This window comes from Streptomyces colonosanans (assembly GCF_001866645.1).
Lineage (GTDB): Bacteria > Actinomycetota > Actinomycetes > Streptomycetales > Streptomycetaceae > Streptomyces > Streptomyces colonosanans.
Genome location: NZ_MLYP01000057.1, coordinates 1 through 22,845, shown reverse-complemented (window position 1 = coordinate 22,845; position 22,845 = coordinate 1). Strand labels below are relative to the sequence as shown.

14 protein-coding genes and 5 pseudogenes are annotated in these 22,845 nt (G+C 69.4%); 7 read left to right on the top strand and 12 right to left on the bottom strand.

The window, feature by feature from the left end; translation table 11 throughout:
* Positions 1-125: 125 nt before the first annotated feature.
* A pseudogene (thrS, locus tag BIV24_RS21485) lies at positions 126-1,355 on the top strand (threonine--tRNA ligase); the annotation flags it as partial.
* Between the two features lie 101 nt (positions 1,356-1,456).
* Here the strand turns inward: thrS and rsgA are convergent.
* Complete coding sequence (gene rsgA / locus BIV24_RS21480) at positions 1,457-2,599, bottom strand: ribosome small subunit-dependent GTPase A (RefSeq protein WP_071368021.1); 1,143 nt, start codon at positions 2,597-2,599, stop codon at positions 1,457-1,459.
* 542 nt (positions 2,600-3,141) lie between these two features.
* On the opposite strand from rsgA, the gene BIV24_RS21475 reads away from it, so the two are divergent.
* Positions 3,142-5,193 carry a hypothetical protein gene (locus BIV24_RS21475; RefSeq protein ID WP_071368020.1) on the top strand — a complete coding sequence of 684 codons (2,052 nt, stop codon included), beginning with the start codon at positions 3,142-3,144 and terminating at the stop codon, positions 5,191-5,193.
* A gap of 165 nt (positions 5,194-5,358) precedes the next feature.
* On the opposite strand, the gene BIV24_RS21470 is transcribed toward BIV24_RS21475, so the two are convergent.
* The 5 genes from BIV24_RS21470 to BIV24_RS21450 all read right to left on the bottom strand — a co-directional run bounded on the left by BIV24_RS21470 (position 5,359) and on the right by BIV24_RS21450 (position 9,377).
* On the bottom strand, positions 5,359-5,847 hold the full coding sequence (locus BIV24_RS21470; protein ID WP_071368019.1) for a hypothetical protein: 489 nt from the start codon (positions 5,845-5,847) through the stop codon (positions 5,359-5,361).
* A 54-nt stretch (positions 5,848-5,901) separates the two neighbouring features.
* Positions 5,902-6,447, bottom strand: coding sequence for an SMI1/KNR4 family protein (locus tag BIV24_RS21465; protein WP_071368018.1), 546 nt, complete (start codon positions 6,445-6,447; stop codon positions 5,902-5,904).
* Positions 6,444-6,980: a hypothetical protein gene (locus BIV24_RS21460; protein ID WP_071368055.1), complete on the bottom strand. Its 537-nt coding sequence runs from the start codon at positions 6,978-6,980 to the stop codon at positions 6,444-6,446. The genes BIV24_RS21465 and BIV24_RS21460 overlap by 4 nt, the downstream gene beginning before the upstream one ends.
* A gap of 40 nt (positions 6,981-7,020) precedes the next feature.
* Positions 7,021-8,865 carry a PE-PGRS family protein gene (locus tag BIV24_RS21455; protein ID WP_245766883.1) on the bottom strand — a complete coding sequence of 615 codons (1,845 nt, stop codon included), beginning with the start codon at positions 8,863-8,865 and terminating at the stop codon, positions 7,021-7,023.
* 185 nt (positions 8,866-9,050) lie between these two features.
* Positions 9,051-9,377, bottom strand: a complete 327-nt coding sequence (locus tag BIV24_RS21450; RefSeq protein WP_071368017.1) for a hypothetical protein — start codon at positions 9,375-9,377, stop codon at positions 9,051-9,053.
* Between the two features lie 69 nt (positions 9,378-9,446).
* Between BIV24_RS21450 and BIV24_RS32245 the strand changes: the two are divergent.
* Positions 9,447-10,499 (top strand): annotated as a pseudogene (locus BIV24_RS32245) (IS630 family transposase); the annotation flags it as partial.
* A gap of 165 nt (positions 10,500-10,664) precedes the next feature.
* On the opposite strand, the gene BIV24_RS21440 reads toward BIV24_RS32245, so the two are convergent.
* Positions 10,665-11,609, bottom strand: a complete 945-nt coding sequence (locus tag BIV24_RS21440; RefSeq protein WP_071368015.1) for an SMP-30/gluconolactonase/LRE family protein — start codon at positions 11,607-11,609, stop codon at positions 10,665-10,667.
* Positions 11,610-11,714: 105 nt separating this feature from the next.
* Here BIV24_RS21440 and BIV24_RS21435 point away from each other — a divergent pair, with 105 nt between their 5' ends.
* Both BIV24_RS21435 and BIV24_RS33475 read left to right on the top strand, forming a co-directional pair.
* Complete coding sequence (locus BIV24_RS21435) at positions 11,715-12,167, top strand: Lrp/AsnC family transcriptional regulator (protein ID WP_071368014.1); 453 nt, start codon at positions 11,715-11,717, stop codon at positions 12,165-12,167.
* A 322-nt stretch (positions 12,168-12,489) separates the two neighbouring features.
* The gene (locus tag BIV24_RS33475) at positions 12,490-12,684 is read left to right on the top strand and encodes a hypothetical protein (protein WP_107459623.1); all 195 of its coding nucleotides are present in this window, start codon (positions 12,490-12,492) and stop codon (positions 12,682-12,684) included.
* A 256-nt stretch (positions 12,685-12,940) separates the two neighbouring features.
* On the opposite strand, the pseudogene BIV24_RS21425 reads toward BIV24_RS33475, so the two are convergent.
* Positions 12,941-13,204, bottom strand: a pseudogene (locus tag BIV24_RS21425) (ribosome small subunit-dependent GTPase A); the annotation flags it as partial.
* Positions 13,177-14,400 carry an RNA-guided endonuclease InsQ/TnpB family protein gene (locus BIV24_RS21420; RefSeq protein WP_071368012.1) on the bottom strand — a complete coding sequence of 408 codons (1,224 nt, stop codon included), beginning with the start codon at positions 14,398-14,400 and terminating at the stop codon, positions 13,177-13,179. The pseudogene BIV24_RS21425 and the gene BIV24_RS21420, both read right to left, overlap by 28 nt.
* Positions 14,401-14,473: 73 nt before the next feature.
* On the opposite strand from BIV24_RS21420, the pseudogene tnpA reads away from it, so the two are divergent.
* Positions 14,474-14,871: pseudogene (gene tnpA / locus BIV24_RS32240) on the top strand (IS200/IS605 family transposase).
* 104 nt (positions 14,872-14,975) lie between these two features.
* Here tnpA and BIV24_RS32235 read toward each other — a convergent pair.
* The 3 genes and pseudogenes from BIV24_RS32235 to BIV24_RS21405 all read right to left on the bottom strand — a co-directional run.
* Positions 14,976-15,239, bottom strand: a pseudogene (locus BIV24_RS32235) (ribosome small subunit-dependent GTPase A); the annotation flags it as partial.
* A 549-nt stretch (positions 15,240-15,788) separates the two neighbouring features.
* Positions 15,789-17,228, bottom strand: coding sequence for an esterase/lipase family protein (locus BIV24_RS21410; RefSeq protein WP_071368010.1), 1,440 nt, complete (start codon positions 17,226-17,228; stop codon positions 15,789-15,791).
* A 69-nt stretch (positions 17,229-17,297) separates the two neighbouring features.
* Entirely contained in the window at positions 17,298-21,698 is a 4,401-nt protein-coding gene (locus tag BIV24_RS21405) for an AAA family ATPase (protein ID WP_071368009.1), read from the bottom strand.
* Positions 21,699-21,785: 87 nt separating this feature from the next.
* On the opposite strand from BIV24_RS21405, the gene BIV24_RS21400 reads away from it, so the two are divergent.
* The gene (locus BIV24_RS21400; RefSeq protein WP_245766882.1) at positions 21,786-22,808 is read left to right on the top strand and encodes a translation initiation factor 2; all 1,023 of its coding nucleotides are present in this window, start codon (positions 21,786-21,788) and stop codon (positions 22,806-22,808) included.
* Positions 22,809-22,845 lie beyond the last annotated feature (37 nt).

Here is a 22,845-nt window from a genome sequence, read left to right as displayed (position 1 = left end):
GCGCGCTGCTGTGACGACGACGCCGGAGAGTGTCCCGGCGCGCTGACAGATGTCTCAGTCCGAAGCCCCGGGGCGAGTGCCCCGGGGCTTCGTCTTGCGGTCACTCGCCCGATGTCCGCGAGGAGACCGCCATGCATGACCACCGCAAGCTCGGCCGTGAACTGGGCCTGTTCGACACCGACCCGCTGATCGGCGCGGGACTGCCCTACTGGCTGCCCGACGGCGCGGCCGTACGGCACACCCTGGAGGAGTACATCCGCACCGCCGAACGGCGAGCGGGGTACCGGCACGTGTATTCACCGGTCCTCGGCAAGCGGGAGCTGTACGAGATCTCCGGCCACTGGGCGCACTACAGCGACGACATGTTCCCGCCGATGCACCTCGGTGGTGAGCAGGTCGTCCTGCGGCCGAGCCTGTGTCCCCACCACGCGGTCATCTACCGCTCCCGTTCCCACAGCTACCGCGAGCTGCCCCTGCGCATGGCCGAGCTGGGAGGCATGTACCGCTCCGAACTCTCCGGTGTGCTCGGCGGGTTGACCCGTGTCCGGGCCATCCAGCTCAACGACGCGCACATCTTCTGCACCCTGGACCAGGTCGCCGAGGAGGCGCGGGCAGCGCTGGAGATGATCCGCCGTGCGTACGAGGCGCTCGGCATCACCCCGACCCGCTACCGGCTCTCCCTGCCCGGCCCCGGCGGCAAGTACGTCGCCGCACCCGAGAAGTGGCAACGCTCCACCGCCCTGCTGACCGACGTCCTTGACCGCTCGGGCCTGCCCTACGAGGCGGCCGAGGGCGAAGCCGCGTTCTACGGCCCCAAGATCGATGTCCAGGTCGCCGACGGCGCCGGCCGGGAATCCACCCTGTCCACCGTTCAGGTCGACTTCCACCAGCCCGAGCAGTTCGACCTCCACTACATCGGCGCGGACGGCGCCAGACACCGCCCGGTCATGGTCCACCGCAGCATCATCGGCAGTGTGGAGCGAGCCGTCGCCCATCTCATCGAACGGCACGGCGGTGCCTTCCCCGCCTGGCTCGCCCCCACCCAGCTCGCGATCCTCCCGATCTCCGACACCGAACTGCCGAACGCCGTGGCGCTCGCCCGGCGATGCTCCGGCCTCGGGCTGCGTGCCGAGATCGCAGGACCGGACCGCGGCAGCCTGGGCGCCCGTGTCCGAGAGACCCGCCTGATGCCCTACCAAGCCGTCATCGGCGCCAAGGAAGCCGCCGTCGATCACGTCGCACTGCGGCTTCGTGACGGACGCCGACTCGACCCGCAACCGATCGGCAGTGCGCTTGCCCACATCAGCGCTCTCGTCGATGCCCACAGCACCGACCTGTGGGTTGACGCCGCCTGAGGCCCCAACAGCTGCCCACCGGCCGGGCGGGGCAGCGGGGAGCCGGACGGGCCGGATCCCCGCTGCAGGCGGCCCGGTGGGGCAGGCGGGCACGAGCCCGCCTACCGCCACCGTCCGCGCTTCGCCTCCATCGCGGCCCTCCCCTGGGCTCCCTTCCGCTTCCACTCGCGCCGCAGCTCCGCCCGAACCCGTACGTCCGTCTTGGCGACGATCCACTGGTTCTCCCTGAGCAGCTTCCGGTAGCTCTCCAGCCGCCGCTCGGGCAACTCCCCCGCCTCGACCGCGGCGCGCACCGCGCATCCGGGTTCGGCGACATGGGCGCAGTCGTCGAAGCGGCATCCCTCGGCGATCTCCTCGATCTCGGAGAACACCTGGCCGACACCGGTCCCGGCGTCCCAGAGTCCCACTCCGCGCAGGCCGGGCGTGTCGATGAGGACGCCTCCGCCCGGCAGGGCGAGCAGGTTGCGTGTGGTCGTGGTGTGGCGTCCCTTCCCATCCACGTCCCGCGTGGCATGCACGGTCATCACATCCTCGCCGACCAGCGCGTTCGCGAGGGTCGACTTCCCCGCGCCGGACTGCCCGAGCAGCACGGTCGTACCGCCGGACAGCAGCGCGGCGAGGACGTCGAGTCCCTCTCCCCGCTGTGAGCTGACCGGCAGCACCTGCACTCCGGGCGCGGTCGTCTCCACGTCCTGGACGAGGTAGGAGAGCGTCGTCGCTTCCGGTACCAGGTCGGCCTTGGTGAGCACCACGACCGGCTGCGCCCCGGACTCCCAGGAGAGTGCCGACTTGTGCAGCAGGGCCTCACCGCTCGAGCTCGCATGGGCGAGCGCGAGGAACCGCTCGACCCGACCGAGGTCCAGTTCGAGCGCGAGCGACACACAGATGACGACGTGATCGATGTTAGTGGCCAGCACCTGACCGTCGGAACGCTTGGACGACGTCGACCGCACGAACGCGGTACGGCGGGGCAACAGCGTCCGCACGTACCGCGGATCGCTGCCTTCAGGGTCGACAGCGACCCAGTCCCCCGTGCACACGACCTTCATCGGATCGCGGGGAACAACGAACTCCGTGTCGGCACGAACAGTGCCGGCCGACGTGACGACATCGCACAAGCCACGGTCGACGCGTACGACGCGGCCAGGTACGAGGCCCTGATCGACATAAGGGGCGAACGCCGTCTCCCAATCGGCATCCCAGCCATATGGCACGAGCGGATGCGAGGAGGACAACGAAGCCATGGCAGAAGAGAGAGGCAAGGGGTGACCCTTCGAAAGGTGGCCCCGGCACACGCGCGTCGGCGCGGAAAGGGAAAGGTCAGCCGGAAACCACGGAGGTGAGATGAATGAACGTCCGGATGCGCGCAGCACCCACCACAGAAACAGCCATCGGTCACACCTCCTCGACCACGCCGAACCACCACGACAACTCGACCAGCTGCCGCGCGAACACAGACGACCCTAGAGGCAACGGGCAGACGACGCCAACGAATTACTCCCCCACTCGACAGTGCCGGCTTGCCGACCCTCCGGGTGGAGCTCTGCAGCCGTCAAAGCGGACCGGCTCGAGCGTCGATGACGCGAGAGCCGCATCAACATCAGCCCTGCTCGTTGCCGGTGCTGTGGGCGAACAGAGCCCGCCGACAGTACGGTGTCCGCCTTGCGGAATTCCGCTTGGCCGCGACGGACCCGTTCTGCTGGACTACCACCTTGACCGGGACCCGTCCGCAGGCGTGTACGGGCCATTCGTCCAGCCACCACCACGTTGCCGGGAAGAGCCATCCATGACCACCGAGCACCCGACAATCCGGGCACTCCAGGGAATCGACGCGTTGCCCTGGGCCGATCTGAAGCACAACCACGGGACCGCTGAGGACATCCCGGGGCTGCTGCGCGACATCGCCACCGGTGACAAGGACGGGGAGGCGAGCGAAGAAGCGGCCTACGAACTGCTCGACCGACTCTTTCACCAAGGCGGCTGGATCTGCCCGGCCGCGACGGCCGCACTCCCGTACGTGTTGGCCGTGGCGGCGATACCAACGGTGCAGCAACGGCTGACCCTGCTCGAACTGGTCGAGAGACTGGCCGAAACGGCGGCAACCGCAGAGCCCCGCTTCGTGGATCGGAACTGGCCGGACGCCTGGGCACAGTCCCGGCCCTCCGTCGTGGCTCTGTTTGCCGACGCGGTCCCTGCGGTCCGCCGCGCGGCTGTCGCCATCCTGGCCGTGGCACCCGAACCGGTCACGCCGACCCTGACGCTGCTGCGGGAGCGCTGGGAGCAGGACAACGATCAGACGACCCGGCTCACGGCACTGATCGCGCTGGGCCAGACGGCGGCGAAAGCCTCGCCGGACGAGCTCGGCCGGGTGACCTCCCTCCTCGACTCCCTGCTCACCGCAGAGCAGCCGGCCGTGAGGCTGGCCGCACTCCACGCTCTGGGATCTGTGGACCGCGACGCGCCCGCCCGCCACCTCGACCTGCTCATCGACACGCTCACCGCACCCCAGGCAGCGACGGATCTGCCCGAGGCCTGGTCGGACACGACCCTGGCCCGCCTCACCCGCGAGAGCTACGACCTCGTGGCAGGCAAGCCCGAGACAGCCACCGCTTTCGTGACCCGCCTGGCAGCGCCGACCAGGCCGGTGGAGCTTCGCCGCGCCGCGCTGGAACGCGCCGGTCTGCTGTTGGCGCAGTGGCGCTCCCCGGCCACGGCCCTGCTACCGGTGCTGGCGCAGAGCCTGGAGGCGGCAGAACCCGAAATCCGGGTCCAGGCCGCACACCTACTCGCAGCCCTGGGCGCCGTCTCAGCCCCGTACGCCGAGCAGTTGGTCGCCCACCTGGCCGACCACGGGTCCCGGCCGTCACGGCGAGTCGCGGACACAGTCGCGGACAACGCCCTGTGGGCGCTCAGCCGATGGGGAGATCCGCGCTGCCTGCCCGGACTCGTCGACCGTCTCTTCGCGCGCAGGGCCGTCTTCGCGACGCACGGTTCGCACTACTCGCCCGACTTCCTCTACTTCCCCACGCTCCCGGGCATGCACGAGGTGCTGATGCCGCTGAGCGCTCACGCGGATGAGCTGCTGCCTGGCCTCCGGGCACTGCTGCGTCGAGTTCACACGTCCGACGACCAGGAGGCAGCACGCGCGTGCGCGCAGGTCCTGGCCGCCTGGGGGCCGGCCACGCTTCCCGCCCTGCCTGAGCTGACTGACCTGCTGGCCCACCCGCAACTGCGGCGCTTCGCCACCGAGGCGCTCGCGTCAATCGGCCCCGGAGCCGCCGATGCTCTTCCGGATCTTCGTCGCGCGGAAGCCCGCATCGAAGCGGGCACGCGCGCGGAGGCGTCAGAACGACAACTGTTCGCGTGGGCGCGGGTACAGCTGGGCGACGACCCGCAGCCTGCCCTGGAGTTGCTGGGAGCGGCCTTGGGGAAAGACGGAGTGTTCCACGCCGCGATCCGGTATCTGGGGGACCTCGGTCCGCAAGCCGTCGGCCAGGCCGACCGCCTGCACTACCTCATGGAGAGGGCTCATCCCGGGAGCTGGGAGCAGATCGAGGCGGCGGTCGCACTGTGGAAGGTCACAGGCGCGCCGGAACCAAGCCTCCAGTCGCTCGAACAGGCCGTCCTTCCTCTGGCCCAGGGCCGATACCTGCCGGTGATGCGTCGAGCCGTGGAAGGGCTGGCCGACATCGGCCGGCTCGGTGCCGAGACGCGCGTCGCACTCGAAGCCGCCCTGACCCTCGACCGTCGACTGACCTCGTCGGGAAGTTGGCGAAGTTTCGTCGAAGACGAGCAGATCCGCCACGCCGTCCACCAACTGCTCGCCACGGTCGACTGATCGGCCCTGAGGGCACGTCTCCCTGTTGCCTGCGCTTTCCAACTGTTCCTCTGGGTGTCCAACCGGGTTCGCCACTGTTCTGACCGGCGGCACAGCGCCTGGCCTCGGCCCGCTCGGACCCCTTGAACGGAATTGAATGCAACCCGAACTGCAACCTTTTGGCGGTCAGCCACCAGCTGTCCATCGCTTGATCACGGCGGGGGCGCTGTAGGGGGCCGGCCAGATCCGGAGGTATACCTGCTCGATCGCCTCGGGGGCTTCGTACCCTTCCTCGCCTGGCTGGCGGACGTTTGCCAGGTTCGCCCGTGACGCACGGATCCGCACGAAGCCCTTGGGGACTTCGAAGCGCGCAGCGTCCGGTAGGTAGTCGGTGCAGCCCAGAACCGCGATGCGGCCGGTAGGCACCTCGATACTCGCTTCCACCACGTGGTCGAAGGTGTCGATGTCGTCAACCGGCGGATGGTCGAGCAGCTCGACCGTCACCGCGACGTGCATGTTGACCTCGGTGCCGATGCCGAGCGTCTGCTCCGATACGGCGAGGGCTTCCGACACCGCCTCCTTCGTCCACGCGTCGCCCAGATCGTCTTCCGCGTCCTCGTCCATCACGTGCAACTGGAAGTAGTCGGCGAAAAGCAGCAGTTGTGTGGTTGCCACCGGCCGATGAACCTTCTCTCGATCTTCTTGCTGGTCAACGTCTCGTGCGACTCCTCAGACGCTCGCTGCGAGGCGGCGTGCGGCGTCGGGCCAGGGCGTGGGTTGCAGTCCGTCCTCGGCCATCATGACCTCCTCCTCCCACCAGCCGGTCCCGTCCAGCCAGGAGATCAGCCACTGGGCCACGGACGGCGAGTCCAGGAACCTCGCGTCGGCCCATTGGTCAGGGCCGGCGTTCGGCTCGAAGAGGAGAACGGGAGCGTCGGGGGCCAGGCAGTCAACAGCGGCGTACATGCCGCAGCCCCAGTCCAGAATCGGCAGCACGCCGCGCGGCCAGTACTCCGAGCGAGTGTTGCGGAGCGGCCCGTACTCGGCCACGGCGGTTCGCCCGTCGCCGACAAGTGGCAGAAGGGTGCAGTCAGGGCCGAAGCCGCCGTTGGCGACCTGGAGGTACAGAAGGCGGAGCAGCGGCGGCAGGCGGCTGAAGCCGAGTGCCTGCTCGGCGTCGGCGATGTCCTGTTCGCTGACGTACGGGGCAAGGACCCCTCTCTCTTGCTCAGCGCGGTCACGCACGCGCAGCAGGAGCTCGGGCAGGTTGTTCATGCAACTGCCTCTTCGCTGGCGAAATGCCGGTCGATGACGTCAGCGGACTCAGGTGCGAGCTGGTAGATCCCCTGCAGGCTCAGTGCCCGCAGGAGCCGACCGCCCTCGACGTACTTGAGCTTCCGCTCGCCCCGTCGCGAGATGAAGGTGAGGTGTTCCAGCTGGCATCCGGGCAGCGGCCGGTCGAACCTAAGCGGGCTGCCGGGTGGCCCCAGCACGACCTCGGAGAGGCAGCCGCTCTTCAACGGGCGCCAATGGATCAGCTTGGGATAGTCCTCGTCGGCGAGCTCCGCACCCGCCCTGTCGTAGTCGACGATCCGCTGGACTTCCATCGAGCAGACCGGGTACAGCGCGGTCCGCCGGGCGCGGACAGCGAAGATCCGGTCGCCGGACGCGACGCCGGCACGTCGGAAGCTCGGACGCGACTGATGAGGTCCGCCGAACAGCACCGTCGGGCGCTGCCCCGTGAAGCCTCCGCGTATCAATTCACGGCACAGGTCATTGGTCCACAGCACGGTGTAGGAGTTGGCCACGGCCCCGAACATAGCGGTGGGCACCGACAGTGCGTCACGGCTACCGGTCCAGCAGATGGTGCATGACGGTTTCGGGGATGGCGGGATTGGCGGCGGCGCCGGTTGCAGTCGCGGTGTCGTGCAGGAGGGTGGCCAGGACACGGGTGGGCAGGCGCGGGTCGGCGGCTGCCTCGTCCCGTATGCCGTGGTGGGGGTCGTCGAGCATTCGGATCACGGATGCGGCGGACAGGCGCTGGTCGCGCAGGGCTCGCCAGCGGACGCCTGAGTCCGCGTCCCGGCTGAACCGTTCCACCAGCTCGGCGGTCGACTTCGGATCGAGGAGAGCGAGCTCGCGCGTACGGGGGTCGGGATCGTCCGCGTAGCGCAGGGTCCCCTGCCGAGGGAAGTTGGGGTGCTCGGTCATCCGTGCGGCTGAGTAACCGTTCCAGCTCTGCGCCATCTCCAACAGTACGTCGGCCGGGGCCTGGGCACAGTGTTCGGCCAGGAAGAGCCGGACGACCCAGTCCTCGTCCTGCGCCAGCAGGTCGACCACGTCGGGTGGCAGGTTCTTCGCGCACGCGGCGCTGCGGCGGAGCATCACGTGCGCGGAGGTGGCGCAGCGACGCATGGCCTCCTCGTCGTCCTCCAGGTCCCGGACCCACTGGAGAGGATTGCAGCGGGCACTCGGGTCGAACTCTACGGCAATTCCGGAGCGTTCCGCTTCGGTGAGGTCCGGGCGGACGGAGACCAGCCAGCGAACGCCGGGCTCCGGGTCCTGGCCGAGCAGGGCCACCAAGTCGGTGTCCAGATTCGGGTTCTGCGCGGTGGCGCTGCGCAGAACGGTCTCGGTGCCGTGGACCAGATCCTCGGCCAGCTCACGGGCGAGCACGCAGGTACGGGCAGCGCCTTCTCGCCCTCCGTCGCTGGGGAGTTCGGCGAAGTCGGCCGCCGAGAGCGGGGTGGAACGGTGGTACCGCAGGAGGGCTTCGGTCCGCACCTCGGCATCCGGGTCTGCGAGGAGGGCTGCCTGCGCCGAAGGGGCCAGGTGAATCCACACGCGTGGGGCGGCCACCTTGCGTACCTGGGGGTCCGGGTCGGCGGCGAGCGCGGCAAGATTCCGCACCGGCAGGTCGCGGTGGAGGGCCAGTTCGGCGCGTACACGCGGGCTGGGATCGTCTGCGAGCTGAGCGTACGTGGCGGCGGTGAGCGCTGCTCGGCCGTCCACCGCGCACGTGAGGAGGATCCACCGATGACGGGGCTCGGGATCGTGGAAGTGTTCGGCGCGCTGTTCGGCGTCGAGCAGCCATCGCTCCGCCAACGCTTTGCGTACCCGCCACTCGGGGTGCGCGACCCAGGCCCCGACTACGTCTTCGGGGAGGTCCCGATAGATGAGCCAGGAGGGGAGCCGCTCCTCGGGAGCGACGTCGAGGAGACGGAGCAGCACGGACGAGGAAGCGCAGCGGTTTTTCGCCAGCCCCTCGCGCCATGCTCCCTGCAGCCTGGCCGAGGCGGTCTTCCACCGCAGGACGGTGTTCCAGCCGGCCTCCCGGTCCTCCGGGCTCTCCGCAGCCCGGGCCTGTGCCGACGACTCCAGCCAGTCGGTGAACGTGGCGATGGCGACGAACCAGACCGCGAACGCCTCGGTGGTGACGCCCAGGACGCTCTCTCCGTCCAGGGACATCGCCACGAATTCCGGTTGGCCCGCCTTCGGGCCGCGAAGCCCGGCCAGATCCCAGCCCTCCGCCAGCCGCACTCTGGTCCAGTGGCCGTGTTCGCAGCAGGTGCAGCCCTGGTTGGCGACGCTGATCAGGAACTCTCCGTCCGCGTTGATCACGTCGTGCTCGACAGCGATTCGGTGCCATTGCCGGTTCAACTCAGCAACCAGGTCGGCATGGTCGTCCGGCACCGCGAGCGTGGGCTCTGTGCTCCCCCCGATCACAGGGCGCCAAGCGGCCGCTGTGGGCAGCGCATTGGAGACCCGGCCGTGCCCGACCACCTCCAGGCCGGCGCGATGGAACAGTTCGCTTAGTGGTCGGCTCCGTAAATCCTTCAGGGGTTGACTTCGAAGGCGGGATCGTGGCTGGCGTCCGGTCAGGTGTTCGGGGCGGCGAGGTGGAGGTGGCAGGCGCAGTCGAGGGCCTGTGCGGGGGTGCCGGTGAGTGAGCCGGTGGGCAGGACGGTGTTCTCGTACGTGTCGCTGCTGGCGAGGTAGAGGGCGAAGCCCCACGTGGCGGCGGTGCCGTTGTAGCGCAGTCGCATCAGCTTGACCTGTTCGCCGTCGGCCAGCTGCCCGGGCACGTAGGCGAAGGTGCCGCGGTGGCGGACGTGCAGGCGGGTCAGCTGCGGCCAGGCGGTGCGGGCGTGGTCGCCCAGGCGCTGCTCGAGTGAGAGCCTGGTGTGTTCCGAGGGTGCGGGCATGGCACCATCCTGCCCGCCGGGCCGGGGCCGAGAGACGGCAGGCTACGGCTGTCGTGCTCTGTCTCTCTCATGATCGGCTCCCGCTCCATGCCTGTTGTCCCGGCCCGCCTGATCACCCTGACCGCTTCCGAGCGTGGGCGGCTCAAGAAGATGGCCTACGGTCACAAGACCGAGTACCGGCTGCGGGCTCGGGCGCAGGTGGTCCTGCACGCGGCCAGGGGACGCTCCAACGCTCGGATCGCCCGGGAGACCAGCCTGCATCTGGACACGGTGCGCAGGTGGCGGGGCAGATTCGCCGAGCAGCGCCTGGCCGGGCTCGCCGACCGTCGACGCTCCGGCCGCCCGCCGGCCTTTACCGCGTTGCAGATGGCCGAAGTCAAGGCGCTGGCCTGCCGGTTACCCGCCGAGAGTGGTGTGCCGCTGTCGCGCTGGTCGTGCCCGGAACTGGCCCACGAGGCGATGGTCCGGGGCATCGCCACGTTCGTGTCGGCCTCCACCGTGCGCCGCTGGCTCGCCAACGACGCGCTCAAACCCTGGCAGCACCATTCCTGGATCTTCATCACCGATCCCGACTTCCGCACCAGGGCCCAGCGCGTGCTGGATCTGTACGCCCGCACCTGGCAGGGCGTCCCGCTCGGCGAGGACGAGTACGTGATCAGCGCGGACGAGAAGACCTCCATCCAGGCCCGCTGCCGCTGCCACCCCACCCTCGCACCCGGCCGGGCGAGAGCGATGCGCGTGAACCACACCTACGAGCGCGGCGGCGCCGTGGCCTACCTGGCCGCCTACGACGTCCACACCGCCAGGGTGTCCGGCCGCACCGAACCACGCACCGGCATCGAGCCTTTCATGAACCTGGTCACCCAGGTCATGACCCAACAGCCCTACGCCAGCGCCAGACGGGTGTTCTGGATCGTCGACAACGGCTCCTCCCACCGCGGCAAGAAGGCCGCCGACCGGCTGACCGCCGCGTTCCCGAACGCCGTCATGGTCCACACGCCCATCCACGCCTCCTGGCTGAACCAGGTGGAGATCTACTTCTCCGTCGTCCAGCGCAAGGTCGTCTCACCCAACGACTTCACCGACCTCACCGAGGTCAGGAACCGGCTCCGAGCCTTCGAAGACCGCTACAACGCCACGGCACAGCCGTTCCAGTGGAAGTTCACCACCTCCGACCTGGACGATCTGCTGGCCAGGCTCGACCGGCACACCACCGATCACCAGGGAAAAATCCTCGCTCCGCCTCGCCGCATAATCAACCCCCGAAGGACTTCCGGAGCCGATCGCTCAGAGCCAGGGCCGGCGGCCCGGTCCGGTCGGGTGCGTGCCTGTGACGCCCATGACCACCGAGTAGAGGCTGGTCTCTGCGGCAATGAAGAGACGGTTGCGCTTGGCGCCGCCCCAGGAGATGTTGGCAACTGCCTCGGGGACGTTGAGCCGCCCGATCAGCGTGCCATCGGGGTCGTAGCAGTGCACTCCGTCGCCCATCGCGGCGGCCCAGAGCCGACCGGCGTCGTCGAAGCGGAGATTGTCGAAGCGGGCGGCCTTGCGGGCCTCCGCTTCAGCGAAGACTTTGCCCTCGGACAGCGTGCCGTCCTCGTGTACGTCGAAGACCCGGATGAAGCCTGCTCGGGTGTCGGAGACGAACAGTTGCTGCTCGTCATGTGAGAACACCAGGCCGTTCGGGGCGCCGAAACAGTCGGCGACCAGCCGCACTTCGCCGGTGGCCGGATCAATGCGGTAGACGTTGTTGGAGCCGATCTCGCTCAGCGCACGATAGCCCTCGTAGTCGCTGGTGATGCCGAAGTCCGGGTCGGAGAACCAGATCGAACCGTCGGACTTGACGGCCGCATCGTTCGGGCTGTTCAGGCGCTTGCCCTTCCACCGGTCCGCCAACACGGTGATGGTGCCGTCGTGTTCGGTCCGGGTCACTCGACGGTTGCCCTGCTCGCAGGTGATCAGCCGGCCTTGACAGTCGAGAGTGTTGCCGTTGGTGTGCCCGGCGGAGTGGCGGAAGACGCTGACGGTACCGGTCTCTTCGTCCCAGCGCAGCATCCGGTCGTTGGGGATGTCGCTCCAGACCACTTGCCGCCAGGCAGGCAGGTAGATCGGCCCCTCGGCCCAGCGGCAGCCGGTGTACAGGACCTCCAGCGCCTCGTCACCGTTCATGCATCGCCCGGTACGGAACCGGTCGTCGAGCATCTCGTACAGTCCGGGGCGCTCGCCGGTCATGAGGCCTTCCCTTCTGTAGGCATCGCACACTGAACATGCTTTGGCTAAGAACCTAGACAACAGGACAAGGTATGGTCAGCACAAGAGAATTCCGAACGGAGAGTTGTGGATCACGTCGATCGCGTCCTGCTGGCGCAGCTCCAGCGAGACGCCACCCAGTCCTACGCCGCGCTGGGCCAGGCCGCCGGTCTCTCGGCCGGCGCCGCTCACGAACGTGTGCGCAAGTTGCGGGAGCGCGGCGTCATCCGGCGCACCACCGTCGAGACAGACCCGGCCGCGCTGGGCGGCGCCGTCCTGGCCTATGTGATGGTCGACTCGACTTCCTGGATGGGTGATGCGGCACAGGATTTCGCCGCGCTCCCCGAAATCCTGGAGGCGCACATCATCGCTGGCAGCGCCTCGGTGCTGGTGAAGGTCAGAACCGCATCCACCGAGCAACTGCAGGACGTGTTGCGCCGGATCTACGCCATCGACGGGGTCAGCAGGACGCAGGCCACGGTGGTCCTTGAGACCTTCTTCGAGCGGCCGCTCTCCCCGCGGACTCCCGAGCAGACGTGATCGAGCACTTCATCGGACACTCCCTATCTCGCGACCACCGACATCTGCCGCAGCGACATGCACGGTCGCTGCTCCGGCGTCAACCCCCGAGGGACTTCCGGCCCCGACCACTTAGTTCACTCATTTCACCCGTCATGACGCCCATCTTCCTCCACGGCCAACGAGGTGGGTCCGGAAACCTGCTGGGTATCGGATGGGTAGGTACCCGACGCTGTCAGAGGCATCCGCCGTCCGCTGAAAACCGAGACCAAGGTCCAACGAAGACCCCGGCCGTCGAGCGGTCCGGGTGCCCAGCCGAGCGAACGGTCGCGCTGGTCGGCACATGTGGGTGTCGGCCGGCGACCGCGCGTTATGGGAGGAGCTGATCGGTGAGAAGACGCTTCTTCCGGTGACTCCGGCCAGCGAGGAGGACGATGTGACCACCTTCGCTGAACAGGAGCTCGACCGATCCTGCAGGGAGGGAAAAGAAGGCTGGTTCGTCAGCGACGGCCGGCCTATCCGTGATCTCGATCTGTAAACCGGCGGTTTGACCCTTCCGCGCATGCCGGTTCAGCGCTCCCATGAACCGATGTGGATCACTTCCGTCGAGCGCGCTGCTGCCTCCGTCGCGCTGGGGTGCCCGCCGTGGGAGCTTGGGCTGTGCGCGGGCTGCGGCCAGCTGATGCGGCGGTCCGGACGGAGCGCCGCCATGTACTGCAACGTGTGCCGGGCAGTGCTCAACGGGCGATAGCCGGGAACTGCAACCGCTGACGTTGAAGGGCCCGCTGCACAGTCGCGCCGGACTCCCAGGCCAGCGCGAGGAAGCGTTCGACGCGGCCGAGGTCCAGTTCCACCGCGAGTGACACGGCGACGACCGCGTGGTCGACGTGGGCCGCGAGGATCTGCCCCTCGGACCGCTTGGAGAAGGTGGAGCGCACGAAGGCGGTACGGCGCGGCAGATACGTCCGCACTTGACTTGCTCCTCGGGCTGAAGCCCGAGGATTCTGGTCTTCTCTTCCGCCCTGTGCCGCTACGCGGCATGGGGTTCGGGGGAGAATCCGTGGCTTCCTGCTTCGTCGCGCTGTGCCGGGACGGGTCCTGGTCTTACCTGCGCTCCACAGGCTGTCACCGCCAGTCCGGCGGCCGTTTTCACGTTCTTCGCGGCGTTGTGGTCCCGGTCATGGACTGTGCCGCAGGCGGCACAGGTCCACTCCCTGATGTGGAGGGGCTTGAGGCCGTCCTGGACGCCGCAGGCCGAACAGGTCTGGGAGGTCGGCTCGAACCTGCCGATCTTCACCAGGGTGCGCCCGTACCTGAGGGCTTTGTACTCCAGCATGGCCGTGAACTGCGCCCAGCCCGCATCGTGCACACTCTTGGCCATCCTGGTGCGCGCCAGTGCCGTGACCGCCAGGTCCTCCACGCCGATCGCTTGGTTCTCGCGGATCAGCCGTGTGGAGAGCTGGTGGTGGAACTCGCGGCGCACGTCGGCCACTTGCGCATGGGCACGGGCGACCTTCAAGCGGGCCTTGTCACGGTTCTTCGATCCCTTCTGCTTTCGGGACAGGTCCCTTTGGGCTTTCTTCAGTTTCTTCTCCGCCCGGCGCAGGAACCTCGGGGAGTCGATCCTCGTGCCGTTGGAGAGGACCGCGAAGTGTGTCAGGCCCAGGTCGATACCGATGCTCTGGTCGCTTGCGGGCATGACGGCCAGGTCGGCGGCCGGGTCGGTGTCGATGACGAAGGACGCGAAGTACCGTCCGGCCGCGTCCCTCACCACGGTGACCGAGGAGGGCGTGGCGGGCAGGGCACGGGACCACTTCACCTTCACCGCACCGATCTTCGGCAGGTTCAGCCGCCCGCTGCCGTTGACCGACCAGCGGGCATTGGCCGTGAACCGGATCGACTGCCGGGCGTCCTTACGGAACTTGAAGCGGGGCGCGCCCACTTTCGGGCCCTTGCGGGTCCCTTGGAGGGAGGCGAAGAAGTTGCGGTAGGCGGCCTCGGCGTCCCGCAGGGCCTGCTGGAGCACCACGGCGGAAACCTCCCTGAGCCAGTGCCGCTCCACGGTCTGCTTGGCCCGGGTGATCAGCTGTTTGGACAGCTCACCAGGCGTGGGGAAGGCCGCTCCCGTCTTCCTCGCGTCCTCGCGGGCGCGGACCGCGTCGTTGAACACGACGCGGGCGCACCCGAACGCCCTGGCCAGCGCGGCGGCCTGGGCGGTGTCCGGGTACAGGCGGAAGCTGTACCGAAGCTGCATGGCAGCCACGGTACATATTTGGGTTATGGGTGAGATGTAGAAGATCAGAACTGGTCGGCACTGTGCTTTCGTCATGCATGTCCACTTGGTCTTCGTGACCAAGTTCCGGCACAGCGTGTTCGGGGATGCTCATCTGACGCGCATGGAGGAGATCATGCGGTCGGTGTGCGGGGACTTCGAGTGCGAGCTGGTGGAGTTCAACGGCGAGAGCAACCACGTCCACCTCCTGGTGAACTTCCCCCCGAAGGTCGCCGTCACCAAGCTGGTCAACTCCCTCAAGGGTGTCTCCTCCCGCCGCCTGCGCCTGGGGGTACCTCCCGGCCGAAGGCTGGGGGAGAGTTCCCCGACCTGGTACAGCACTACTGGCGGGCCAACAAACCCTGGTCAGGCTCCTACTTCGCCGGCACCGTCGGTGGCGCTCCGCTCTCCGTGGTCAAGCAGTACATCGAGCAACAGAACCGGCCCGTGTGAGCATCACCCGGCTCCGCCGGCCAGGATTCCGCGACACTCCGCGTCGCCACGACAAGATTCACCTCACCACCGACCTGAAGGCCGATGCACTGCGAATGAATCCGGTAGCGGGGGTTGCCCGCGGGTTCGATGGCGACCCAGTCGCCGGTGCACACGACCCGCAAGGGGTCGTGGGGTGTGACAAAGGCGGTGTCGGCGCGCAGCACCCCGTCGGCGGTGATCACGTCGCACCGGCCGCGGTCGACCCGGACGACCCGCCCGGCGATCAGTCCTTCGGCGTCGTACGGGGCGAACGCGTCCGCCCATGCGTCGTCCCAGCCGTAGGGGGCGAGCGCGGAGAAAGCAGAGGGCGTGGAGGTGGAAGTCAAGGGAGACCCTTCACAAGGGTGGCCCCGGCGGGCGCGCGTCGGCGCCTGTGGGTGTGGTGTCAGCCGGTGGCCACGGAGGTGGGCGAGATGAATTCCTGAATGCGGGCAGCGCCCGTCGCAAGGACAGTCATCGGTCGACACCTCCTTCATCCCATGTAGTTGCCGACGGCCACGGTCGGCCCCGGCGTACGGCCGTCACCTTAGCCCGGCCGGTCGGCGATCCGCCAGGGTATTTTTTTCCCAGCCGGTCGGCGCGGGCGCGGGCTCCGCGCGTCGTCGGCGTTCTGCCAGGTTGTACGGGGGAAGCGAAAGCCGGAGGGTTCGCGGGTCCGGTGACCAGCAGCGGGAGGGGCCGACACGCCCATGGGCGCAGCCGCGGTGTGCGAAGCTCCTCGCCGAACTCGCAGCCCCTCGAGGAGATCGCCGCCCCAGGGCATCAGTCCGCTGACCGCCGAGACCCGCACTGGCCGCACGATGGCGAAGCCCGGCACCCGGGGCCGGGCTCAACTGGTGGTCTTCACCTGCGAGTCGGGGCTGGGCCGGACCCTCTCAGGCCTCGGCGACAGTGATGACGTCGTGGCACACCGCGTGCGGGCGGTCCGCCTCGACCTGGAGCGTCCATGTTCCCGCCGCCGCCGTCAGCTCTGCGGCCAGACCACCCGTCCCGTCCGGCAGCAGGGTCACGGGCTTGGCGTCGGTCTCCGGAAGCCCCGGAGCGACCAGCCGGGCCCGCAGTGTCCGCCCGGTGACGGTCGGGCCGCTCACCCGAACGGTGAAGGGCTCACCGTCCAGCGCCAGATCGGGCATTTCCAGGCCGAAGTCGGCATCACCCGAGAGCATCTGACGGGCCGGCCTGCTGCGGCGGATCGCCATCAGCTGCGGCCGCAGAGTCTCCGCGCCGGCCATCCCGGCATGGCGCTCGCCGTTCCACAGCGCGTCGTCCTCGCGCTCCAGCGCCCACGAGGCGAAGGCCGACCCGCCGAGCACGGTGCCGTCCCCGCCCCAGTCCCGGTCATTGTCGAGGCGCGTCGGGAACGTGAGGCCCCCGTCGACACCCACCACGACGCCGGCCACGGTGGGATGCGCCCGGCCGGCGAAGCAGTGCACCCGGTACGGCGGTGCGGCGAGCCCGGCCTGATTGCGTTCCCAGGCGTTGTCGATCGCCTCGTGGAAGGCGAACGCCTCCCGCACCAGTTCGGGCGGAAGATCGGGCACGGGTACCCGGTTCAGCCGTTTCCTGCCGCTTCCGTCCTCCTTCGCCACGCACCGGTAGAACGGCAGCAGTTGGGCGACGGAGGGAAACGACCTTGCGAGTGCGGCAAGTCTCTCGTTGACCGACAGCACCCGCTGAACGGCCCGGGCAGCCAGGTTTCGGGGCTCCACCGCATGACCGGTGAGGACGCGGACCGCCTTCGCCGACCCCTGGAAGGGCGTGCCCAGGGTGACCAGCGCGCGGGTGTCCTCGCGTCCGCCGAGGCATTCGAGGTAGTAACGGGCGACGAGCCCGCCCATGGAGTGGCACATCAGGACGACTTCGGGTGGATCGTCGTAAGCCTCCGGATACACGCCCGGAGCGATCGACCGCCACTCGTCCAGGGCGCTGTCGAGCCGCTCCTTCAGCCGCCGGGCAGTGAGCTTGTTCGACAGCCGCCAGTCGTAGGGGAACACCAAGTACTGCTTCGGGTGCAGCTGTTGGCCGCCCTGTCCGTCGTTCCAGCCCAGCGCCGCCCGGACGTCGGGATAACCGGTGCAGGACAGGAATCCGGGCAGCGCTTCGGGCCCCTTCAGCAACCGGTCGGCCTCCAACGCGTACGGTCCGTCGGGGGCTTCGTCGCGGATGCCGGGTGGCAGCATCAGACCCTCCACGGCCCTGCCCGGGCTGCGCAGACTCAGCAGAGCCTGTTTCGACTGGTTCCACACGTCCTTGCCGTCGCGGGTCAGACGCGTGCCGAGAATGCCCGGTACGAAGACAACCAGGTCGTGGTGCATGAGGCGGGTTCTCCGTCTTCTTTCTCTCCTGGGCCGGACTCGGCCCGGCGGTCGTTGCCTCGCGTCCGCTCAGGCGCGGCCGACGGCGGTCTGGAGGCGGTCCCGGGGAATCCTCACCTGGTCACACCGGTCGCGGCACTGCAAGAACAACGACAGGCCGTGCGACGCGATGTGCACGGCGTTCGCCGTGTGGACGGCGGCGCCGCGGTACGGGACAGCCAGCTCGTCCACCCACCTCCCGTGCACGACGTCCCGGACGGTGACTGTCCCTTCGCCGCCGAAGGCCAGCAGCAGGGGGCGGCTCATGGTGCCGGCGAAGGCCAGGGCGGTGGGCGTGCCCTGGCAGGTGAACCGGCGCACGGACAGGACACCGTCGTACTCGGCCAGGTGCAGCGAGCCCGCCTCGCTCCAGGCGATGAGGGGCAACAGCTCACCGTCGTCGTACTGGCAGGTCAAAGCGATGCCCGCGCGGGAATCGGGGTGGGCGAGTCGCTGTCCGAGGCGGGTGAAGCCACCCTGCTCGGTGCTTTCCCACAAGATCAGTTCGGTGCCGCAGTCCGCCGCGACCCAGGTGCGCCCGGACGCCGTGTGCGCAGCCACGCCGTACACCCGGATCTGGGCGGCCTCGATGGCCTCCTGCGGTGCCCAGCCGGTGCCCCTGCGCAGGAAGGGCACCACCTGGCCGCCCTCGGGCACGAACAGCCAGGGGCCGCCCGACGGACCGGCCACCAGGGCCAGCCCCGGAATGACGTCCTTGGCGTCGCCGCTGAGCTCGACGGGCGAGTCCTCGGTGTGCCGCGTCAACGGCGAGTCGAGACGCCAGATACGGACCTGGCGACCCGCCGCGGCGGCCACGGTCCATCCGCCGTCGTGCCCCAGCGCGGCCACGGCACTCACCTGCGACCCGCACGGGAGGACCACACCGTCGCCGGCCCGCCCGCGCAGCGGGTGATGCAGGCCGACCAGCACCTGCCGGCCGGCCGCCCGCGCCAGCAGCACGTTCCCGGACCCGTCCGTCGCGACGACGGGCCTCGGCCAGTTCTCACTGAGCTGGGGCAGGGGCGGGGCGCCGACGGCTGCCGGCGACCCGATGTCGATCACCCGGACCTCGTCGCCGTCGCCTACGGCCAGCCGTCCGGTGCCCCTGGGGTCGAACGCCAGACCGCTGCGCTCGCTGGACAGCTTGAGCACCGCGTCGACGGTGTCGTCGGTGGGGCTGTGCACCCTCACGTGGCGGCCCTCGTGCAGGGCGAGCAGCGGCACATCGCCGCGCCGCCCGAGGGCGAGTTCCCGTGCCGCGGAGGCGTATCGGCGCAGGGGGGTGACGACCGGGGCCGTGTGTCCCTGCGCGGTGATGCGCCACACGATGACCTCCTCGTCGCCGTCCGAGGCGGCCTCGGAGGCCGCGATGAGCCCGCTTTCGGCGTTCTCGGGCAGCACAGCAAGGCGGCGGCCGGAGGCCGCGGAAACCTCCCACCGCGCCCGCACCAAGCCCTGCTTTTCGTTGTTCAACTTGCCGTTCAGCTCGTGCAAGGCCACGGTGTCGCCCGCGGTGAGCAGAAAGAAGCGGTCGCGCAGGCTCAGCAGCGCCACCCGCTCGGCCGGGACGGGCAGGATGTCGTGGCGTACGACCTGTTCCTCCTCGGCACGCCAGGCCCACACGCACTTTCCGTCTGCCGCGACGATCTGGACGCCGTCGCCGCAACGGGCGGCGTCCAAAGCGCTGATCCGGCCGCCCCAGGTGTAACTCCTGCGCGGTCGGCGCTCGTCACCCCACCACAGGTGCAGCGACCGGCCGTCGTGGGACGCGGTGATCCGTGTGCCCCGCGCGGTCACCTCGCGGACCTCGGCGAACACCGAGTCCCCCGTCCGGCCCTCGGCAGGGCGTCTGGTGTGCAGGTAGGCGCCCGTGTCGGCGCGGCGGGTGACGATCTCGCCGCGGCCGGCCACGGAGATCGTGCCACCGGCGGCCCGGCTCCAGCTCAGGGCGCGGGCACCGCCGAGCGGCGCGGGCAGCATCAGTTCCGGCGGCTGCGGGACCGCATCGGTCCACACCTCCCGCCAGACCTGCTCGGCGAAGCCCGGCAGGCGGCCGAGCATCTCGTGGGTGTCGGGGTGGTTCACGAACGCCTCGGCGCTGAGCATCGCCCGGCGCTGGTCCTGCGAGGTGTGGCTCCTGAACCTGGTGCCGACCCGCCGGTACAGCGCGGCACCGTCGCTGGTGCCGATCAGCCGCCCGGTGAGCGGCAGCATGACGTCCGGCTCCGTGCGCACCAGGAACCCCGGGTCGCAGAACAGTTGCTCGAGCGGGTGCTGCTCGTCGGGTAGATCATCGGGGCTCGCCGGGATCTGGGCGGCGTGCGCGCCCAGATAGGTCAGGGTGTACTCGTCGGCCTGGTCCCAGTCGCCCGCCGGCCGGTACAGGGCGCCGAACACGCGGCGGTGTGCCGCCGCTTCGCTCAGCCGGGCGCGCTCCAGCAGGGCGGTGCCGTAACTGGCGTGGTCCAGCCGGTGCAGCGGCTCCAGCCCCGGCCGACGCTCCGTCGTGATCAGCACACCCTTGAGCCGCTGGAGCATGCTGTCGAGCATCTCCCGCGTGATCTCGAAAGTGGCCCGCCGGCGCAGCTTGTTCGCCAAGCGCAGCCACAGGTCGCGGTCGGCCAGGCCAGGGCCCTGGACCACGGCCAGAGGCAGCAGCAGTTCGGCGTAGCGACCGCGGTCGCCGGGGTCGAGGTCGTTCAACTCGTCCGTCATCCGCTCGCGCAGCTCGTCGCCCCCGTGCCGGACGAAGGAGTCCAGCTGCTCCGCGGCCAGTGGTTCCGGCCGCCGGGCCAGGGCCTTGGCCACCAGGCGGGCGACGAGGAATCTGCGCTCGCTGTGCCGCGCCACCTGTGCCGCGGCCTCCCGCCGCAGTGCCTCGGCGTCCGGACCGGCGTACACCGATCCCGGGACCTCGTCGAGCAGGGACGCCACCAGCGCGGCGATGTCACGTTCCGTCTCCCGGTCACGGTCGAGCACCAGGTCGGGAGAGGAGCGGTCAAGCGCGTCCAGCAGCGACTCGCGCGCCTCACCGTCCATCGGCCGACGGGGGTGGGCGCGCGTGCCGACGATCACTTTCACACCGGGGCATCGGGACAGCGGGTTCAGCAGCCGGCGCGCGATCTCGTGGGCCTGCCCGGGCATGGCCTCGTCCAGCCCGTCAACGAGCAGCGTGATGCCGCCGATCCGGGGCACCGCCGTGCCGATCCGGTCCACGGCGACCTGCGCAGTGATGCCCGCCTCCTTCGGCACCTCGACGCCGAGCGGGGCCAGCGCGTGCAGCAGCAGATGGGCCAGGGAGTGCAGCGTCGCGCCGTGGCAGGACACCGCGCCGTGGACCGAGCCGGGCGGCGGCACGGTCTGCGGCGGCGGCGCGGGGTCCAGGGCCTGCTGCCGGCGGCGTACGGAGAGCAGGCCCAGCCGGGCGAGGAGCGCGGTCTTCCCGGTGCCGGCGGGGCCGGTGACCACGAGCATGCCGCGGCTCTGGGAGGCCATCCAGGTGACGAGCCGGCTCAGCGGACGCACACGGCCGGAGAACTGGTGCGGCAGGATGCCGCCGGTGGCCGGGCCGAGTCGGTCGGCGGTGAGCCAGGGCTCGCGGTCCGGCGGCAGCACGGCGGGGCGGTAGACGGTGCCTTTCGCATCGAAGTGCGGGTTGTGCAGGAACCGACGGCTCAAGGAGTTGATTTCGTTGAACGCCGGCCGCAACGCTTCGTCCTCGAAGCCGGCTTCCTGGGCGCGTCGGTCGATCGCCTCCAGCAGGTCCGGCACCAGAAGGAAGGGCGCCGTCTGCTCGAACGGCCTTACGATGCCGTCGAGTTCGAGCTGGGGGTCATCCAGGGCCTGCTCCAGCCAGTCCACCCAGAGACTTTCCTCCATGGGGCGGTCGGCACCCGCGGTGGCCAGGATTCCGAAACCGTCCGCCGACAGATCGGTCCCGCCCACGACCCGCAGAGCGTCGCGGAGTGTCCGGCTGCCGTGCAGGGTGCGCTGCGACTCACAGGCGTCGACGACCACCAGCAGTTCGGAGCCCCGCACCTCGGCGAGTTCGAGCATCAGCGTCTTGAACGGCATCGCGAGATGGCGTTCGGGATGCGGCTCGCCCCGCTGGTAACTGCCCCGGCACGCAAGGACGTAACCGCTGTCGGTGGCGTGGCCGTGCCCGGTCCAGTAGAGGATCTTCCGGTCGGCCTCGGCGGCGATGAACCGCCTCAGGCCCGCCTCCACCGCCGCCCGCGTGCCGTCGCCCTCCAGCTTCTCCTCCCGGTCGAAGCCGAGTCGGCCGCACAGTCGAACGAACCGCTCACGGGCGTGCAGCACGTGCTTGCGGTCCCGCAGCCCACCCTGCTCCCCGTACTCGGCGATGGCCACCGTTCCGACCAGGCCGGACGCCCGCAGTTCTTCCCGCCTGATCTCCAACTCGAACGACATCCCCGCAGCCCCTCCCGCACCTATACTGCGGGATCACCGTGAGACATGTCACGTGACCACCAACAAAGCCTCGAGAAGGACGTGTTGATGACCTCAAGGGACCGCTTCACCGTGGTCGGACGCCGGACCGACTGCCATGTCTTCGAAGGCGACGGGACGCGTCCGATCGCCGAGGAGAACATGCGGGTGAGGTACGTGCCCGAGCCGGTCGAGCTCCCCGAGGAGATGGCCGAGTGGCGCCGTGAGATCGAGGCGGCAGAGGCCGCCAGGGAAGCGGCCGGCGAACTGCACCGCTGGAACAACCCGCGGTTCGCGGTGCGGCGACTGATCGTCACCCGGACACACACGGCGGAGGACCCGGTCACCACTCTGACGCTGTGCGACGCCGACTACTTCGACTTCCTGACCACGTCCATCAACCTGGACCGCAAGCAGAACAACGGCCTGACGCTGCGTCAGCAGTACATGGAGGGCAGGGACCCCCTCGACGCCCCGGAGTTCATGTTCTGCAGCCTCGGCGTCAACGTCGCCGTGGAGACGGGCAAGGACGGCAAGATGCTGTTCTCCCACCGCAGCACCAAAGTCGTCGGGCCGAACAGCTCGAAGTGGAACTCGTCCGCGAACGAGGGGCTCGCCCGTAACCACGATCTGTCGCCCAACGGGCGGGTCAGCCTGCACGCCGTCGCCCGCCGGGCGCTGCGCGAGGAACTGGCCGTCCAGGACTCCGACGACGTCGACCTCGAACTGCTCGGGTTCGCCTTCGATCTGCGCAACAACCAGTGGGCCGCGTTCTTCCGGGCCGTGCTCACCGACCTGTCCGAGGACGACCTGCGCGTGCGCTGGAGCCGGGGCGTGGAGGACAAGTGGGAGCACGACCGCCACGCCTTCGTCCCCGCGGACCCGGAGTCCGTCCTGCGGTTCATCCGCGACGAACCCGAGAAGAAGTGGACACCCTGCGCGCCGGCGCTGTTCTACCTCGCCCTGGTCCGCGGCGCGGTCCGTGCGGCCGACGGGAACCCCGACGCCCGCTACGACGTCGAGACGATCGAACGCAAGGTCATGCGCGAGCTCGACGACGACGAGGACGACCTCGCCCAGGGCCTGTTCTGAGTTCCACGTCGTCCGCGCGGAGCGCGGGCGCAGCGGC

Bases quoted from the DNA above. Each gene is read 5' to 3' on its own strand.
- rsgA (WP_071368021.1), bottom strand. From the start codon at position 2,599: ATGGCTTCGTTGTCCTCCTCGCATCCGCTCGTGCCATATGGCTGGGAT.
- BIV24_RS21475 (WP_071368020.1), top strand. From the start codon at position 3,142: ATGACCACCGAGCACCCGACAATCCGGGCACTCCAGGGAATCGACGCG.
- BIV24_RS21465 (WP_071368018.1), bottom strand. From the start codon at position 6,447: ATGAACAACCTGCCCGAGCTCCTGCTGCGCGTGCGTGACCGCGCTGAG.
- BIV24_RS21450 (WP_071368017.1), bottom strand. From the start codon at position 9,377: ATGCCCGCACCCTCGGAACACACCAGGCTCTCACTCGAGCAGCGCCTG.
- BIV24_RS21440 (WP_071368015.1), bottom strand. From the start codon at position 11,609: ATGACCGGCGAGCGCCCCGGACTGTACGAGATGCTCGACGACCGGTTC.
- BIV24_RS33475 (WP_107459623.1), top strand. From the start codon at position 12,490: ATGTGGGTGTCGGCCGGCGACCGCGCGTTATGGGAGGAGCTGATCGGT.
- BIV24_RS21420 (WP_071368012.1), bottom strand. From the start codon at position 14,400: ATGCAGCTTCGGTACAGCTTCCGCCTGTACCCGGACACCGCCCAGGCC.
- BIV24_RS21410 (WP_071368010.1), bottom strand. From the start codon at position 17,228: ATGCACCACGACCTGGTTGTCTTCGTACCGGGCATTCTCGGCACGCGT.
- BIV24_RS21405 (WP_071368009.1), bottom strand. From the start codon at position 21,698: ATGTCGTTCGAGTTGGAGATCAGGCGGGAAGAACTGCGGGCGTCCGGC.
- BIV24_RS21400 (WP_245766882.1), top strand. From the start codon at position 21,786: ATGACCTCAAGGGACCGCTTCACCGTGGTCGGACGCCGGACCGACTGC.